This window comes from Streptomyces sp. NBRC 110028 (assembly GCF_001417735.1).
In the GTDB taxonomy this organism is placed as follows: domain Bacteria; phylum Actinomycetota; class Actinomycetes; order Streptomycetales; family Streptomycetaceae; genus Streptomyces.
The window spans coordinates 1-15,908 of sequence record NZ_BBUZ01000050.1; the positions used below are offsets into that span (position 1 = coordinate 1).

Consider the following 15,908-nt stretch of genomic DNA (forward strand, 5'->3'; position numbering starts at 1 on the left):
GGGTGACATAATTCCCGGCACCCACAGGCCACACGCAGCAGCACGACAGATCATGATGCCGCCGGGCCCTGCGTAGGTGAAGACCCCGGGGTGAACGTCGAGGGGCTCCGAAGATCCGTGATCAGGCCTCGACCTGCGTGGATGATTTATCGGCACCCGCAATCTCCACACCGCCTCTCACCAGGGCGGATGGGTTTTCCGGCAGGCGCAATGAGCGGACCCTGTCCGGCGCGCGGAGGTATGTGCTCGCGGTGACCTGATTCCTGATAGACCCCTGCCTATCCCTGATAGTGCCAAGGATTAACCAGTTCGACGCCGGTACGGGTCAGGTGTTTGGTGTTGCGGCTTGCGAGGGTCCAGCGGTTGGCCAGGGCTGTGGCGGCGATGAGAGCGTCGAGTGGGTCGATGGGTTGGCCGGTGGACTTCAGGGCCTTGTGGAGGGTGAGGTAGGCGGTCGCCTCTGGTTCGCCGATTGCGGCGATGCGGTGGCGGTACTCGCTCCGTAGCGTGGTCAGGGCTTGGCGGTAGCGGGCTTGGCGGAGTGGATCGGAGGTAGCGGCGACGCCGGCTTCGATCTCGGCCACAGTGACCACGCTGAGGTAGAGGTTCGGGCTGGGCGTGGAGTGGAACCATGCGATGACGTGGGGATCTGGCTTGGGGCGGGTGGTGAGCTCAGCGACGACGTTGGTGTCGAGCAGGTAGATCATTCGGGTCCCTGAGCCTCGTCGTACGATCGAGTGCCGAACTCAAGATCTTCGAAGGGGGCCTGCTGGAGGAAGTCTACAAAGCCGTCGTGTGCGGTCGTGGCCCAGCGGGTGAGCATGGCGGGGAGGTCGTCAAGATCAGTCACGGCCAGTTCGGCGTCGAAGTGGGCGACCTGGTCGGCGGGGAGAGCCTCTCTGATGTCACGGATGGTACGAAGTGGATGGGCTGGCTCGGAGGAAGAAGGTCCCACGGGATGGTCATGTGCTGTGCTCATGGCATCCTCCCAGTTGGTCGCTGCGCCCCCCAATGATATAGATGACTTCGCCGCTACACGCGCCCACACTCTGGTGTGGTTGAACAGTCTGGTACTGCGCTGAATAGCGCAGTACGGCTAGTGATCGGCGTTGCAGGGCTTCTGAGCAGCCTCGATGCGGTGATCGGCGGCATTGCTGGGGGTCAAGGGGTCGCAGGTTCAAATCCTGTCGTCCCGACCAGCGTTTTCGCAGGTCGGAGGCCGTTTCCGCGGGTAGCGGAAGCGGCCTTTGTCGTGTCTGGGCTGGGAGCGATGGGGAGCCCTCTGGGAGCCCTCGTGCTCCCAACTCCCCGCGGTGTCAATCCCGCCCGGTTTGTCCGTCACCCGATCCGGTCGACTTGCCGCGCGGTATGGCGCCACTGTGCACCGTCGTCAACCATAGGCCGCCAAGGTCACCCCGCCGGTATGGATGTCCTCGCCATCGAGAGGCATAAGAACCCCTTGATGGCTCCCGGACCTGTGCCGTTCAGAAACGCGTCACTGCTGGTCATGCCGCGTATCTGTACTCATTGATCAGGCCACCGAGGATACGGGTCTGGAGTAGCCGTCCTGGGGTTTTCAAGTCGCTCAGCGGCGCAGTGTGGTGATCGGCGAGTGGAGGTAGTTGCTCTCGGGCCTGATGCGGTCGATGCCCGTTGTAGTGTCCGGCGTAGGTGCTGAGAACGTGGAGAGCGTGGCGCTCGCTCCAGAGCAACAGGTGGTCGAGGGCCTCGCGCCGTAGCGTCCCGATAACTCTCTCGCAGTGTGCGTTCATCCGCGGGGACTGCGGGGCGGTCTTGAGGGTTTTGATGCCCTCAGCTTCGAAAACCGCGTCGAAGGAGTCGGTGTACTTGTCGTCCCGGTCGCGGATCACAAAGCACAACGACTCCAGGCGCACGCCCACTTCAAGCGCAAGGTTGCGGGCCTGTTGGGTCGTCCACTGTGCGGTCGGATGCGCGGTTACCCCGGCGATGTGGAGGCGGCGTGTGCCGTGCTCGAGGAAGATCAGTGCATAGACGCGGCGAAGATCCACCAGATCGATGTGCAGGAAGTCGCAGGAGATGATGGCCTCGGCCTGGGATGTCAGGAACTCACGCCATGTAGGCCCGCCGCGGCGGGGAGCCGGGTCGACCCCGGCTGCCGTCAAGATCTTCCATACCGTAGACGCGCCGATCCCGTGGCCCAGCCGGGCGAGCTCTCCCTGGATCCTGCGGCAGCCCCAGCGCGGGTTCTCCCGCGCCAGCCGCAGCACCAACTCCTTCACAACTTCCGCCGTCGCTGGCCGGCCCGGCTTGCTCCGGCACGCACTGTAGTCCCATCTGCGTGCAACGAGACGCCGATGCCAGCCGAGCAAGGTCCCCGGTGTCACGCGGAACACCTGCGCCCAGCGACGCCGAGGTATCAGCGAAGACAACGCCGCGAACCACAACCGGTCCGCCCACTCATACCGCACCGGACTCGAAAGTTGCCTGCGCAGCACCGCGTTCTCATGCCGGAGCACGAGCAACACAGCGTCTGTGGCCTCCGCCGACGCAGCAGCACCGCTGGGACCGACAGAAGCTTCCGCGTGACCTGATACACCAATGAGACGATCACCTGCACATGGTCCCAACGAGCCCGCAGATCCCGCCAGACCGCCTACGACCTGCAGCGACGCATTTCTGAAAGGCACAGGTGAACTCACCCTCACCGAGCGGACCGAGAACCGGGCCCTGTCCGCGGCCCGGGCACCTGTCGAACGAGGCATGGCACGGCTGAAGTCCTGGCAGATCTTCCGCAGATCCCGCATCAGCCCCAACCGCATGAGCGTCATCACCAAGGCCGTCCTCACCCTGGAGAAGCACCGCTGAAAACGCTCAGTAACCTCAGAGCAAGGCGGCCTGACGGTCCGTTTCCTGCGCGACATACCGTAGTGCCTGGTCCAGGTCCTCGGGCCCTACCAAAGGGTTGAGCAGTACGGTGCGCAAAACGGTGTTCCCGCCCACCCGGGTCGTGGACAGCAGAAGCCGTCCGGACTGGAACAGAGCCTGCTGCACCCGCTCGTGCAAGAGATCCACGTCCTTCTGTGAGAGACCTGGCCGAACCAGCCTGAAACACACGACGGTGGTGTCCGGCTCCGTGACCAGTTCCACTCCCGGGGTCTTGTGGATGCGTTCGGCAAAGGACATGGTGCGCTCACGCACCCGGCGCAGGATCTGGGTGTATCCGGCAGTCCCGAGATGCCGGATGCACATCCACAGCTTCAGCGCTTCGAGCCTGCGCGAGCCTTCCAGCCGCCGGTCGCCGGCGTCTTGATCCGAGTTTCGCTTGAGCGCGTACTCGGCATGGAAACGCAGCCTGTCGGATTCGTGATCATTTCGCAGGAGCAGGGAACCCACCGCATACGACGCGTACAGCGTTTTGTGCGGGTCCCAGGAAACGGAATCTGCCTCGCACCAGTCAGACGTGGCAGCCGGATCGGTCAGTGTCAGCATGCCTCCCAGGGCCGCGTCCATGTGACACCACGCCCCGTGGCTGCGGGCCGAGGCCAAGAACTCAGGCAGTGGCTCCACCACACCGGCGTTGGCGGTACCCGCAGTGCAGACAAACAGGAACGGATGCAGACCCTCACCCGCCAGTTCGTCGGCCAGCCTGCGGACCGCGCCGTCACGCAGCCGGCCGGTCACATCCGTAGGCACCCGGACAATCGTGTCCTGGCCCAGTCCGGCCAGCGAAGCGGCCTTGTCCAGCGAAACATGAACCTGGTCACTGGCCACGATACGCAGCGCCGTCAGATCCCGGCCCTCTTGCACGGCCCGCTCGCGAGCCAGGTGCAACGCAAGGAGGTTGCTCATGGTGCCGCCAGAGGTGAGCATGCCGCCCGCACCAGCCCCATACCCGACACGGGCACAGAGCCAGTCCACGACCTGCCTTTCCAGCGTGGCAGCAAGCGGTGCTTCCTCGTAGATGAAAGCGCACTGATTCGTGGCACCGATCAACAGGTCCGCAAGCACAGATATACCGAGCGGCGGCGGGACCATATGCGCCATCGAAAGAGGATGCCGCGTATCTACGGCATGCCGCACGAACGTGTCACGCACCTCAGCGAGAACATCATCCAACTTTGCACCCTCATCGCCTGACAGTGCCAGGCTGACCGTCCGGGGCGGCGTGAACGGATTTCTCCGCGGCACCTCAGCCTCAACGGACTCCAGCAGTGTGCGTGACGCCGCCTGGACATCTGGCAGGCCGAAGAGGCCCAAAAGCCAGGGAGCCAGGGGTTCTTCCGGGGGCGCGGTCAGTGCTCCAGCAGCTTCTTGGGTTACAGACATGATTCTCCGTGTGGCCGTGTTTTCTGCACACATGGTCATGGTGCCTTTTCCGGCTGCTTGACCATCCGTCAATGTATCAGGGTCATTGCGTGTAGTCGATCTGTCTGGTTGATCACCTGATCCCGAGGGCTGTCAGGGGTCGTTGTGGGTCGCGTGCGGTGTGGCGGCAGGCGGCGGCGATGTTGGTGTGGTCGTCCTGGCGGAACACACTGATCGCGAGGTTGCGGAGGCTTGCCATCACGCGGGGCAGGCTGCCGGTGTGAGTGGTGGAGGCGTCCTCGGCGAAGGTCGTGTCGCGGACGTGGTGGAGCTGGTTCTCGATCTTCCAATGCCCTCGGATCCAGTCGGCGATCTGTTCGCCGGTGGCGGCTCCGGACGGGAGACTGGTGACGAAGTAGAGCCGTTCGATCGTGATCTTCTTGCTGGTCAGGTTCATGCGCCAGCGCATCACGCGCAGGGCCTGGCGGGCGCCCGGGTAGTCGAGGTGCCGGAAGGCGACGGTCTTAGTACTGCAACGGTGCTTGCCGTGACTGCTGACCAGGTCGGTCGTTGGTGTGGTTATGGGTGGGGACCTTGCTGATGTCAGGCTGTGGGCGAGTGAACTGAACGCTGTGCACGAGCGGTTCGTGCACCGTTTCAACAGGTCGGAGCCGCGTGAGTCGGCACTGGCCTATATGCGGGGACTGATCGCTCCGCTGCAGCCCTAGTCCCGGCGTGGTCCATCGCGGCCAGCAGCCACACCGCTTTCCCGCCGCCCGCTCGCGATCCGCGCAGCTGCTTCCCGTCGACGGCCACCGCCCGCCACCGGCGGGATTCCCCGCTCTGCCGGTTATGGGCTCTGGCCTGCAGGAATGTGCAGATCACGTTGTCGAAGGCGTCGCCGTAGAGACGGCCGAGGAGCCGCATCACCGTGGTGGCGTGCGGGACAGCGACCGATCTGGTGAACGGGTCGACAGTGAACCCGAGGGCGCGTAGGGCCCACGGGGGCGCGTCAGCGGTCCACTCGGCGATCGCGGTCAGGGACCGGGCGCCGGCCAGAACACCAGCGGCCGCGGCCGCAACGAGCGCCGTCAGCGGGAAGCGCCGGCCACGACGGTCACGCGGGTCGGGCAGCCCGGCGAGAAACCGGACAAGGCACACCGCATCGGGCAACGGCTGCGGCGACGGGATACGGGCCAGTTCCTCCAGGCCCGACGGCATGGGAGAGGATGAGACAGCAGGCACGGTCTTCGGCTGTGGTCACGTGAACTCGACACTCACATGATCAACGAGACCGTGCCTGCACCTGCATCCGGACCTGCCTGCCATGACCGGCCATCACCGGGCGATCCCACCCAATCCGCAAACACGCAAGGTCCCTGATCCGGCAGCAGCTTCTTCACGAGCAACTCCGCGTCCTTCGTGGCCTGGCTGCGCAGCAGTACCCGGGGGATGGACAGTAGCTTGCGCACGACCTTGTACACCAGTGAGACGGTCACGCGGACATGCTCTCAGCCGAGGCCGAATACCTGACGTCACCTGCAGCGACGACTTTTCGAGCCCCACAGGTATGGGCTTGGGTGTCGATGTCCGTCACCGTCGCGGTGACGCGACGGACGCCGATCGGGCCAAGGACACGGTCCAAGGGCACCCGCTTGCTCTCCGGGTCGTCCTCGTAGAGACGGGGACGCACCACCAGGTCGTCACCGCCGCTGATCAGGGTCACCTGTAGTTCCTCACCGGCCTTGCCGGACTCACGTGCGGCTCGTACTGCCCCCGCCGCAGCCCACACGCCTGCGAAGCCCCCGCCAACCACCAGGACGCTCCTCATCGTTTCTCCCTCGTCTGATTGCCCCATGCGCTGGAACCGCACGGCGAGGCACATGCAGAGGGCAGCCGTGTGCAACGTCATCGAGTCCCACGCAGTCGCCCGCCCTGTCCATTCCATAGGCCCGTCCTGCCATGAGACCGGCACGCCATCCGGCGAAGGCCGTGTTCGGGCACGCAGGTTCCACAACCGTTTCGCAGTCATGACCGAGTGCACTGTGAATCTGTGACAGGTGCGGCCGACCGCCTGTTCGCTCCTTGAGGGCTCCCTCGGCGCTCAGGGCCGGTCAGGGCCGGTCAACCCAAGGATGGTGCCTTGTCGTCGCGTTCGACCACGCGACGCGCGGGCACCTGTCAGGACCAGTCGTTACGGGCCATCAGGCCTCTTTTTCCTGACTCATGCCGAGCTTCACCTTCCGCCGGGGACAGGCCGGATGAGAGACACGTCACGCCCGACTTCCTGTCACACACAGCCGGTTGTCCCGGTCATCACTGTGTGTCCCCAACACGGCGAGGAGATCACCGTAGAATCGTGTCCCAACACTTTCGGCCACCCCTTCGGGAGAGAGGTGGTGAAGCACATCAACTCGGCAGACAAGGTAGGTTCGGACTCAACCCGACCGACGAGGACCAGTTCATCGCCCTGATCTCCCTCATCAATACCCGCAACCGCATCGACGTCATCAACCGGCAGCCTGCCGGGGCCTGCCAGCGCGGCCAGGCCGGCTGGAACCAGATCACCCGGAAGCGGCCCTGAGCCCGCCATTCCGCATCAGCCAGCGCGGGCGAGCGTGCTCATTAGGCCCCCTCCACCTCGCTACCACGGCCTGAAGGAGAAGACACATGTCTCTGCCCCTCCCGTTCGTCATCGATCCCAACGGTGCCGACCGGCACGCGGAATACCAGGCTCTGCGGGCTCGTGGTCCGGCCACCCGCGTGGACATACTCGGCCTGTCCGCCTGGGCGGTCAGTGACCCTGCCCTCCTCAAGACCCTGCTCACCAGCCCCGATGTCTCCAAGGACGGCCGCGCTCACTACCCAGCTTTCGAGGAGACGACCAAAACGTGGCCGCTCGCCTTGTGGATCGAGGTGCAGAGCATGCTCACGGCGTACGGCGCGGACCACCGCAGGTTACGGCGGATGGTCTCCCCCGCCTTCAGCGCACGTCGCATCGCCAAGCTGAAGCCGACCATAGAGGCCATGGTCACCGAACTGATCGACGACCTTGCCTCGGTGCCCGCCGGCCAGGCGGTAGATCTGCGCGAGCGACTGGCCTACCCGCTGCCCATCAACGTGATGGTCCACCTGATGGGCGTGCCGGAAGACCAGCGGGGCGATTTCCGACAGCTCGTCGACAACGTCTTCGACAGTACGCTCACGGCTGAGCAGGCCCAGGCCAATACCGCGCGTCTTTTCGAGAGTACCGACCAGTTGATCGCCACCAAGCGCAGCAACCCCGGTGACGACATGACCTCTTTCCTCATCGCGGCCCGCGACGAGGAATCGGACGGCTCGGGCTTCACCGATGTGGAACTGCGCGACACGCTGATTCTCATGATCAACGCCGGGTACGAAACGACCGTCAACGTCATCGACCAGGCCGTCTTCGCCTTGCTGACCTCGCCCGGCCAGCTTCACCTCGTCCGCACCGGCCAAGCCACCTGGGATGACGTGGTGGAGGAGACCCTGCGCATCGAGCCCGCCATCAAGTACTTCCCGATGCGCTTCGCCGTGACCGACGTAGACCTGCCCGACGGGCAGACCATCTCCGCGGGGGACCCCATCCTCGCCGCGTACGCCGCCGCCAACCGTCACCCGGAGTGGCACGGGCCCGACGCCGACACCTTCGACGCCACCCGCAAGGTCAAGGACCACCTGGCGTTCGGCCACGGCGTGCACTTCTGCCTCGGCGCTCCCCTGGCCCGTCTCGAAGTCGCAGAAGCCCTGCGACAGCTCTTCGAGCGTTTCCCGACCATGTCGCTCGCGGTACCGGCCGACGGTTTGCGTCCGATACCCACCCTCATCAGCAACGGTCACCAGGAACTCCCCGTGAAGCTGCGCGCCGTCGCCTAGTGAGCCGGTCGTGCGTGAGTGGTGCTCTGTTTCAGATCATGGGTCTGGGTGGTGACAGGGCCTGGTGGTGTGCGGTCTGCTGGTCGGTATGGGGGACAGCAGGCTGGAGCCGCTGGTGTTGTCCGAGGCCGAGCGGCTGACATTGCAGGGGTGGGCCAAGCGCCGGACGACCGCGCAGGGTCTGGCGAAGCGGGCGCGGATCGTGCTGATGTGCGCCCAGGGACTGGGTAATACCGCGGTGGCGGCCCGCCTGGACACCGATCGGGGGACAGTGCGCCGCTGGCGGACCAGATTCCTGCGGGACTGCCTCGACGGGCTGTCCGACGATCCGCGCCCGGGGGTGCCGCGCACCATCACCGACGCCCAGGTGGAGGAGGTGGTGGTGCGCACCCTGGAGGAGACACCCGAGGGGGCCACGCACTGGTCGAAGCGGGAACTGGCCAGGCGGGTGGGTATCTCGCCCACGAGCGTGCTGCGCATCTGGCACGCGTTCGGCCTGCAGCCCTGGCGGACGGAGACCTTCAAGATTTCCCCGGACCCACTGCTGATCGACAAGGTCCGCGACGTGGTGGGCCTGTATCTGGCGCCTGCGGGTGCCGATAAATCATCCACGCAGGTCGGGAGCCTGATCACGGATCTTCGGTTCTCCTCGACATTCGCCCAAGTGCATTCACCCGCAAGGGCCGGGGCGGCATCATAATCTGTCGTGCTGCTGCGCCTGGCCTACGTCGCCGCGACCAACGCCCTGGCGTTCCTACGCCTCCTGCCGATGAGCGACAGAGAAAAGGACGTCGAGATCCTGGTGCTCCGGCACCAACTGCTGGTTCTGCAGCGTCAGGTGGGCAAGCCGAGCTTCACCGACAGCGACCGTGCCGTCCTCGCCGGCCTGCTCCACCACCTCCCCAAAGACAGACTGCGGCACCTTCTGCTGCTGGTCCGCCCCGAGACCGTCTTGCACTGGCATCGCGAACTGCTCAGGCGGCGCCATGCCGCAACCTGCGTACCCAGGCGACGCGGACGCCCGCGCACCCTACGGTCAATCCGCGCCCTGGTCCTGCGCATGGCCAGGGAGAATGCCTCGTGGGGCTATCGCCGGATCCACGGCGCTCTCGCCGCACTGGGGTTCAAGGTCGCCGCCTCCACCGTCTGGGAGATCCTCCGCGAGCACGGCATCCCACCCGCACCCGAACGGCAGAGCACCACCTGGGCCGACTTTCTCCGCAGCCAGGCCAAGGCTCTTCTCGCCTGCGATCTTTTCGAAGTCCGCACGCTGACGGGGGCGCGCCTGTACGTCTTCGCCGTCATCGAGCACACCACCCGTCGTATCAGGGTCCTCGGCGCCACGGCACACCCCACCGGGGACTGGATCGTGCAGCTCGGACGCAACCTCCTCATGGACCTCGAAGACGCGGTCAGCAGGGCACAGTTCCTGATCCGCGACCGCGACTCGAAGTTCACAGCCGCCTTCGACGCCCTCATGACCGACGCCGGTCCCAAGGTCGTCACCACCGGCATTCGGATACCGCGGATGAACTCGCTCGTGGAGCGCTGGATACAGACCTGCCGCAGGGAGCTGCTGGACCGGACCTTGATCTGGAACCAGAGCCACCTTCTCCACGCCCTGCGCGAGTACGAATCCTTCTATAACGAGCACCGCCCGCACAGGGCCCTGGAGCAGGCGGCCCCATGCCGCCCGCTACCCCCACCCATGGCCCAACAAGCCCAACTCGCCCACCTGGCAGTCCGTAGACGAGACCGACTCGGCGGAACCCTCCACGAATACCAGCACGCGGCGTGAACTGCACGGATGATTTATCGGCACCCGCAGTCCTCCGTGTATGCCTGGATCGTCATGCAAATGGGGCCCGTTGCGCGAATCGACACTTAGGGCCCGGAACCGTCCTCTGTTGCGCTGTCCATGTCGAAGTCATCGTTGAAGGGGGTCGCGGGCGCGTCGAAGCGACGTAATAACTCTTCCGCCGTTTCGTTGCGACCTTGGGTGACGAGGATTTCAGCGATCTGCCGAGTGAGGATTCCGCGCCGGACATCGCCAGCATCTAGCCCCATTCCCTGGAGAAACGCGTCGAAGTGGTCTGCCGTGGAGCCTGTATGTCCCAGCGGCTGGTCGGCTGTTCCAAGGCCGTCTGCTTCTTCAGGTTCCGCGTCTTCGGCATTCGGCGGTGAGAGGAGATGCAGGAGGCGCTCAGGAACGTCGGTGTCATTGGCCGCTGAGGTCAGTTGGGCGAGAAGGCCAAGGTCCTCCACGGCCTTGTGCACCTGATCGTCGTTCTTGGCCAGCCACCACACGACGGCGCTGCCGGTGTCCTTGAGCACGTCGTCGCCCAGGTATTCGCGTTTACTCTGCTCGTACTTCCTCTGGTGCTCCCAGACGGCCTTGTCCTTGCGTACCGAGGCAAGACTGCTCAGACGTTCCTGATCGTGTTCGGAGAGAGTGAGGGTGATGGCCTCGGCCATGGCTTGGAGGTTTCCCATGGGCTCCGGTTGCATCCTGCTCAGCGCACCGCTGAGTTCGTGCTGGACGAACGAGGCCCAACCGGGTTCACGATCCTTGGTTATCGCACGGGCGCGCTTGAGGACTGCTTCGACCGCCAGCCCGGCAGGGTTGACGATCGGTTCTTCCGCTGGTTTGCCCGTCGGGCACCAGCGGGCGGTGGCAGAGAACAGGAAGTCGTAGTCATCCCAAGCGCTCGGCAGTGAGACATGCGAGATCTGCTCCTCCCTGCGCTCTACGGGCACCGGCGGGAGGTAGGGCGTCAGCTCGGGGGGTAAGGACCGACGGCGGATGCCTGCGATCTTTGTGATCAGCAGAGGAACACTGAGGAGCAGGGCAACCAGTGCGGACCAGGCCCACCATGGCCAGTTGCCGCATATGGCGACGATGGTGAGCAGCAGGCCGCAGAGGATGGTGAGGAAGACGGTCACTGTCTTGGCGCCGGATGTCATGATGTTGGTTCCTCGGGATTGTGTCGTGGTGGCTGCTGCCGTATGCCCTGAGCTGTGGAGATCTTCCGCAGGAGAAGATCGGTGAGGGCAGAGCCGTGTTTTCTGCCACCGGGAGCCGTGAGTTCTGCCCTTCGTGCGGTCGCGTACAGGGCTCCGAACACCTCTCCTCGACCGGCTGCGCCGCTGACCAGGATGTCGAGGAGTGGGTCTGTGTGATGTTCGTCGGAGCACGCGGTGTGCAGCCAGTGCCGCACATGCTTCTCCCAAGTGGATAACGGGAGTTGGCCGAACACCGTGCCCCATCCCGCGATCAGCTGATCACGGACGACGGTTTCACCGAGGAGAGAGTGGGCGCGTCCGCCCAGGTGCGTCAGGGCTGCGGGATCAGAAGTCTGCAGGAAGAGGTCAATGTCCGCCGACCAGGAGGTGGGCCTGTTGACGAGCCGGTGCAGCATGCGTCGGCGCAAGCGGTGGTCCTCCTGCATCAGTCGGCACAGAGCATCACGTGCGCGAGTGGTGCGGCGCTCCCGCCTGGCCAGGTGATGGAGGCGGACCAGCGCTTGGTCTGGGTGTTGTACCGCGATCACTTCGGCACATACCTCGACGAGGACCTGCGCGAGTGGTTCGCCCAGTCGGCTGTTTCTGGACCAGTCATAGATCTTGTCCCGGAAGGAGCGGCCGTGCCGTTCGTCGAGAAGACCGCGTTCCAGCGCCTGTGTGGCTGACCGCAACCGCCGCGCGGTGGTGGGCACCGCGGTCCACTGCTCCGCGAGTGTCGCCAGCTCCTCACACCGGCCGGTGCGCAAGTATTGGTCCGACAGGTGCTGTACCACGTGGCGGCGGTCGTCCGGGGACAGCACCGGGTCGGTGAGTTCTACGGTCCGTCCCACCCAGGTACGCAGGTGCTCGCGGAGGTCGGGCCTGTGGTCCCAGAAATGGGTTCGGACCGCGGTGTCGTACTCGAGTTCCTTGAAGCGCACCGCCCCGTGCTGGGTGAGTCCGGCGGACACTTCTTCCAGCCGCATGGCCAGGTCCGCGTGTTCCAGCAGCGGGCGGTCGTCCTTGGGATGGTCGACGGCACGCAGCAGGAGGGTGGTGGCGCTGTGTACAGCATCGGCGTGGGCTCCGTGCAGCATGGCCGTGGTCAGCAGCAGTGCCCGCTGCGGTCCTCCGGTCATGGCGGCGACATGCTTCGCGACCTGCGGACCTCGGTCGGCCATGGCTGCGCGGGCGATTTCACACCAGTCGATGAAGCTTTCCCCGGCTGGAGCGGCTGCCCGTGCCCGCACGATCAAGCTGGCGAATTCGGCGATTTCCCTCATCGGTCGTGGTGTGTTCAGGAAGTCGGACACGGCCGGAGCCGAATGGGCCCGGTCGGCATACTGAAGGCCGTCTTGGCGTAGGTGGCGCAGCAGCACCTCCATGCCTCGCGGGCGAAAAATCTCTACGCGGTGCCGATCGAGCTCCACCGGCAAGCGGTCCGTCCGACCCAAGGGCAGGACGACCACGAGGTGAGCGCGGTGGTCGACTACCGTCTTGCGGAAGGACGGAAGCTCCTCTAGCACTTCCGTCCATTGCGATTCGTCCGCGGCTGCCAGGTCCAGCAGCAGTCGGTCCTCGTCCCCGACCAGGCCGGGGTCGAGGAGGGATTCGCCTTCCTCACCGGGCAGCAGCTCGTGGAATGAGCCGACATCGCGGCGTAGCTCGTGAAGAAGGACGCGGGCCGCTGACGTTCTCCCGCTACCGGGGGCGCCATCGAGCAGGACGGTGCTGGTCTCGGCCAGCATGTGGCGTGCCTCGCCGAATCCGTTCGGATAGACGAACCGCTGCCAGAGCCAGAGAAGTTGGTCTTCGGCGAGGCGCCGTGGGTTGCGGCCTTGGCGGTCCTTCCCGAACGCTTCGAAGATGAGGTTGATCTGGTCTCCGAGGCCACTTTGGACCGGGCCGCGTGGGTCGTGGATCTGTGATTCGGCGGAATCGCTCACCGGTCGTCGTCCTCGCGGCGGGAGCCATCACCGACGCGCTGGTGAATGCCTCCCTGATTGTCCCCTTCGAAATACGTCATACCGTCGCCGGAGAAGTGCCGCCCGCCGGAGATGTGGCGTGAGTTGTTGTAGATGTCGCCTTTCCCCGTGTGAACCGGGCCCGAGCTGTCTTTGATCACGGTGCCCACATCCCCGGTGATGTCCCGGCTCTGTATCACCGGGCCGTTGACCTCCCCCGTCGCATTGCTCACCGCGCCGGCGCCAGGGGAGAGCCGTTCGTGGCGCTCGTGTGCCTTGAGTGATGGCACCATGTCGGCGACCACGTCGCCGAGGCGCCTGAGATCTGCCACCGCGTTCTGCATGTCCAGCCGGACGGATTGCACCTCAGCGAGCCGCTCCAGCTCGGGTGGAAGATCGGCTCCATTCAGCCGTTCCGTCTTCCGTCCCTCGAGTACGGGGACGACCGGCACTCCGCACTCGAACGCCTCAAGGATTTCCCTGCGGACCCAGTCGTCCGCCCTACGCAGCTCGGCGAAACGTGTCCACGCGGACCCGACCACAGCCAGCAACAGAGCGCTCTGCGTCGAACGCTTCGGAGCAACTCCTCGGGGTAGCGCGCGCCGGGTGGGATGGATTCCGAGGCACGGAATGCACTGTTCTCCCCGAAGCGGTATGACAGCTCCCTCTTGATCAGGGCAGCCGTTTTCTCCCCGTCTCCCGTACGGTAGTTGATGAATACCTCGGCCATGGTGGCCCCTTTCTCATGGGGTGATGAGACGTAAGGAAGTGCCGAGCTGCGGTGCCAGTGCGCGGACTGATGGATTGCGTGGGTGGCGGCCCAGAGTGTGTGCGAGACGGCGCAGATCGGCTGAGATGGTCGCGGAACTCACCGCGACGGCACCACCGAGCAGTTGGGCTGCCAGGTCACAGGCATGCTCGATGTCACCAGCCGCCGCATGCGCGAGAGCGCGGCGCACCCCGTAGCGGACCTGAGTGCGCAAGGCGTGTGGGGGAACTCGCGCCAGCTGTTGGTCCAGGGCCTCGGCTGCCTCGCGTGGACGCCCCAGGTCGTAAAGACACCAGCCTGTGATCATGCCTACCGGATCGGGTAGATGCATGGTTCCGATGACGGGGGTGCCGGAGTCCGGGGTATGGCGGTCGAGCAGCTCGCGGGCTCGGTCGAGGGCGCGCAGACAAGCGTCTCGGTCGCCGGCGATCGCATGTCCCTGGGCTTCACGTTGGGCGGCAAGCCCCCGAATGCGTGGGGGAAGGCTGCTGTTCTGGGCCTGCCGCGCCAGCGCGATGGTCTCCTTCGCGTCCTCGCGGTACAGCGTGATCAGGGCCCGGCGCACCAGGGCGTACCCGGCCAGATGCCGGTCACCACCAGCGGCCGCCAGGTCGACGGCACGCTGGGTCCACCACAACGCGGCCCGTTCGTTTCCGGACTCCTGCACCAGCCAACCGACGTACTCGGCATACCGGGAGCCGAGCGCGAGCAGCTGCTGGCGGGTCCGAGGGTCGGCGTGGGCGGACGTCTCCCGCAATGTGTGCGTCTGCGCGATGAGACCGGGGAGCAGGAACCCCGGACCGACCGTCTGGCCGAGGCGCCGATAGTGGTCGAACAGCGAACGGGACACCTCCAGCACCTGTGCGCCACCCGGTGTGGCCAAGGCCTCCGAACCGCCCGCACCCAGACTCACCAGCGAGGCGGCGCCCGCGCTCACCACCTGCCTGCGGGGCACGGGCTTGAACCAGCTCCCGCCGTCAGTGGACAGCTGCATCAGCCATACCTCCTCATCGAAACCATCTGGCTCCTCATTAAGGCCGTCGGTGGACGGGTCCGGCAGTAGTGCCACAAGTGCGCCTCCGGCCTCGAGGGCGGCATCGCACAGACGAGCAAGGTCACGACTGGGAGCCTTGATCCCACGCTCGACCTTGCTCAGCTGCCCTTTGCTGTAGTGGACCCTCAGGGCCAGTTCCGTGAGGGTCAGGCCGGCATTGAGGCGTCGCTGCCGGAGTTCTTGAGCGAACGGAATGGACGGCATCTTCACACGCACCTCCGTACCCGTCCGTCCGGCGAGCGTGGATGCCGCACCACAGACTGCGGCAGAGCTCATCGGACGGACAAGGCGAACACGGGTGTTTCCCGTTTCCTCTTCTGGAGGCAAGCGGAAGCGGTCCGGCCTGTCGAGATGGCACCGGTGACTGGGTGGGCTTGCCTGCACGTCCTCCGTGAGCGAGGGCAGTTGCCCATGACTCGATGTGGCAGGCCGGTCGAGCCCGTCTGCCGCTTGAAAAGTCATCACTGCGCAGGTCATCCATATGTCCGTACTGGTTGATGAGGCCGTCGCGTAGCTGCCGGGTGCCGTGCTCGGATCGTCGCGTAGGTCCTGCGGCGCCGCATAACGAACCGGTCGACACCGAGGACCGGGACGGGGACCGGCTCCGGGTCGGATAGTGCGCGGATCAGCCGAAGTAGTGTGTCCTCGCAGGGCGAGATGGACACTCGCCTGGGCGGGCGGCTTTCTGGATGGCAGCCCAGGAATAGCGCCACCTCGGTGAGTAGGACGGTGAGGGACTGCGTCCGGCGGACGTGGCGGCGAGTCAGCCCGTGTCTGTTCAACAAACATCCTGTGGATGCAGGAGGCGTTCTCTCAGACGAGGCGTCGTGCCCGCAGCTTTATCGGCACACGTCGGCTGGCGATGGGACGGTCGGCCGGGCACCGCTCAAAGAGGAGATCAGCCACACGTACCGTTTCGTCCATACCAGGT

At 65.4% G+C, this 15,908-nt stretch carries 15 protein-coding genes and 3 pseudogenes; 6 read left to right on the plus strand and 12 right to left on the minus strand.

Features of this window, described 5'->3' with window-relative positions; translation table 11 throughout:
- Positions 1-278 precede the first annotated feature (278 nt).
- From ASC60_RS34835 to ASC60_RS34845, 3 genes and pseudogenes are all read right to left on the minus strand, one after another.
- The gene (locus ASC60_RS34835; RefSeq protein ID WP_055557720.1) at positions 279-707 is read right to left on the minus strand and encodes a PIN domain-containing protein; all 429 of its coding nucleotides are present in this window, start codon (positions 705-707) and stop codon (positions 279-281) included.
- Positions 704-979 (minus strand): hypothetical protein, encoded by a 276-nt coding sequence (locus ASC60_RS34840; protein WP_055557721.1) that lies wholly within the window; start codon positions 977-979, stop codon positions 704-706. Before ASC60_RS34840 ends, ASC60_RS34835 begins: the two co-directional genes overlap by 4 nt.
- Before the next feature lie 526 nt (positions 980-1,505).
- Positions 1,506-2,593 (minus strand): annotated as a pseudogene (locus tag ASC60_RS34845) (integrase core domain-containing protein).
- A gap of 77 nt (positions 2,594-2,670) precedes the next feature.
- On the opposite strand from ASC60_RS34845, the pseudogene ASC60_RS40190 reads away from it, so the two are divergent.
- Positions 2,671-2,847, plus strand: a pseudogene (locus tag ASC60_RS40190) (transposase family protein); the annotation flags it as partial.
- Between the two features lie 15 nt (positions 2,848-2,862).
- On the opposite strand, the gene ASC60_RS34850 reads toward ASC60_RS40190, so the two are convergent.
- Positions 2,863-4,308 carry an aminotransferase class V-fold PLP-dependent enzyme gene (locus ASC60_RS34850; protein WP_159043375.1) on the minus strand — a complete coding sequence of 482 codons (1,446 nt, stop codon included), beginning with the start codon at positions 4,306-4,308 and terminating at the stop codon, positions 2,863-2,865.
- A 112-nt stretch (positions 4,309-4,420) separates the two neighbouring features.
- Positions 4,421-4,744 carry a hypothetical protein gene (locus tag ASC60_RS34855; RefSeq protein WP_055557723.1) on the minus strand — a complete coding sequence of 108 codons (324 nt, stop codon included), beginning with the start codon at positions 4,742-4,744 and terminating at the stop codon, positions 4,421-4,423.
- Between the two features lie 124 nt (positions 4,745-4,868).
- Here ASC60_RS34855 and ASC60_RS41280 point away from each other — a divergent pair.
- Positions 4,869-5,009, plus strand: a pseudogene (locus ASC60_RS41280) (IS701 family transposase); the annotation flags it as partial.
- On the opposite strand, the gene ASC60_RS34860 reads toward ASC60_RS41280, so the two are convergent.
- Genes ASC60_RS34860 through ASC60_RS41905 form a run of 3 tightly spaced genes read right to left on the minus strand, consistent with a single transcriptional unit; the run spans position 4,945 to position 6,013 of the window.
- Positions 4,945-5,508 carry a transposase family protein gene (locus ASC60_RS34860; RefSeq protein WP_055557724.1) on the minus strand — a complete coding sequence of 188 codons (564 nt, stop codon included), beginning with the start codon at positions 5,506-5,508 and terminating at the stop codon, positions 4,945-4,947. The pseudogene ASC60_RS41280 and the gene ASC60_RS34860 overlap by 65 nt on opposite strands.
- A gap of 56 nt (positions 5,509-5,564) precedes the next feature.
- Positions 5,565-5,786 (minus strand): hypothetical protein, encoded by a 222-nt coding sequence (locus ASC60_RS42425; protein ID WP_199831131.1) that lies wholly within the window; start codon positions 5,784-5,786, stop codon positions 5,565-5,567.
- Positions 5,783-6,013: a hypothetical protein gene (locus tag ASC60_RS41905; protein ID WP_159043376.1), complete on the minus strand. Its 231-nt coding sequence runs from the start codon at positions 6,011-6,013 to the stop codon at positions 5,783-5,785. Before ASC60_RS41905 ends, ASC60_RS42425 begins: the two co-directional genes overlap by 4 nt.
- A gap of 633 nt (positions 6,014-6,646) precedes the next feature.
- On the opposite strand from ASC60_RS41905, the gene ASC60_RS41285 reads away from it, so the two are divergent.
- The 4 genes from ASC60_RS41285 to ASC60_RS34880 all read left to right on the plus strand — a co-directional run bounded on the left by ASC60_RS41285 (position 6,647) and on the right by ASC60_RS34880 (position 9,985).
- Positions 6,647-6,871 carry a hypothetical protein gene (locus tag ASC60_RS41285; protein ID WP_107097246.1) on the plus strand — a complete coding sequence of 75 codons (225 nt, stop codon included), beginning with the start codon at positions 6,647-6,649 and terminating at the stop codon, positions 6,869-6,871.
- Positions 6,872-6,957: 86 nt separating this feature from the next.
- A complete protein-coding gene (locus tag ASC60_RS34870; protein ID WP_055557726.1) occupies positions 6,958-8,187 on the plus strand; it encodes a cytochrome P450 in 1,230 nt (409 codons plus the stop codon).
- Between the two features lie 88 nt (positions 8,188-8,275).
- Positions 8,276-8,887: an IS630 family transposase gene (locus ASC60_RS34875; protein ID WP_234357255.1), complete on the plus strand. Its 612-nt coding sequence runs from the start codon at positions 8,276-8,278 to the stop codon at positions 8,885-8,887.
- A 6-nt stretch (positions 8,888-8,893) separates the two neighbouring features.
- Positions 8,894-9,985 carry an integrase core domain-containing protein gene (locus ASC60_RS34880; protein ID WP_055557727.1) on the plus strand — a complete coding sequence of 364 codons (1,092 nt, stop codon included), beginning with the start codon at positions 8,894-8,896 and terminating at the stop codon, positions 9,983-9,985.
- A gap of 86 nt (positions 9,986-10,071) precedes the next feature.
- On the opposite strand, the gene ASC60_RS43480 is transcribed toward ASC60_RS34880, so the two are convergent.
- From ASC60_RS43480 to ASC60_RS34905, 4 genes are all read right to left on the minus strand, one after another.
- Positions 10,072-11,151: a hypothetical protein gene (locus ASC60_RS43480; RefSeq protein ID WP_234357256.1), complete on the minus strand. Its 1,080-nt coding sequence runs from the start codon at positions 11,149-11,151 to the stop codon at positions 10,072-10,074.
- Positions 11,148-13,136 carry a hypothetical protein gene (locus tag ASC60_RS34890; protein WP_063787269.1) on the minus strand — a complete coding sequence of 663 codons (1,989 nt, stop codon included), beginning with the start codon at positions 13,134-13,136 and terminating at the stop codon, positions 11,148-11,150. Before ASC60_RS34890 ends, ASC60_RS43480 begins: the two co-directional genes overlap by 4 nt.
- Entirely contained in the window at positions 13,133-13,705 is a 573-nt protein-coding gene (locus tag ASC60_RS34900) for a toll/interleukin-1 receptor domain-containing protein (protein WP_234357257.1), read from the minus strand. Before ASC60_RS34900 ends, ASC60_RS34890 begins: the two co-directional genes overlap by 4 nt.
- A 192-nt stretch (positions 13,706-13,897) precedes the next feature.
- Positions 13,898-15,181 (minus strand): helix-turn-helix domain-containing protein, encoded by a 1,284-nt coding sequence (locus tag ASC60_RS34905; protein WP_055557759.1) that lies wholly within the window; start codon positions 15,179-15,181, stop codon positions 13,898-13,900.
- Positions 15,182-15,908 lie beyond the last annotated feature (727 nt).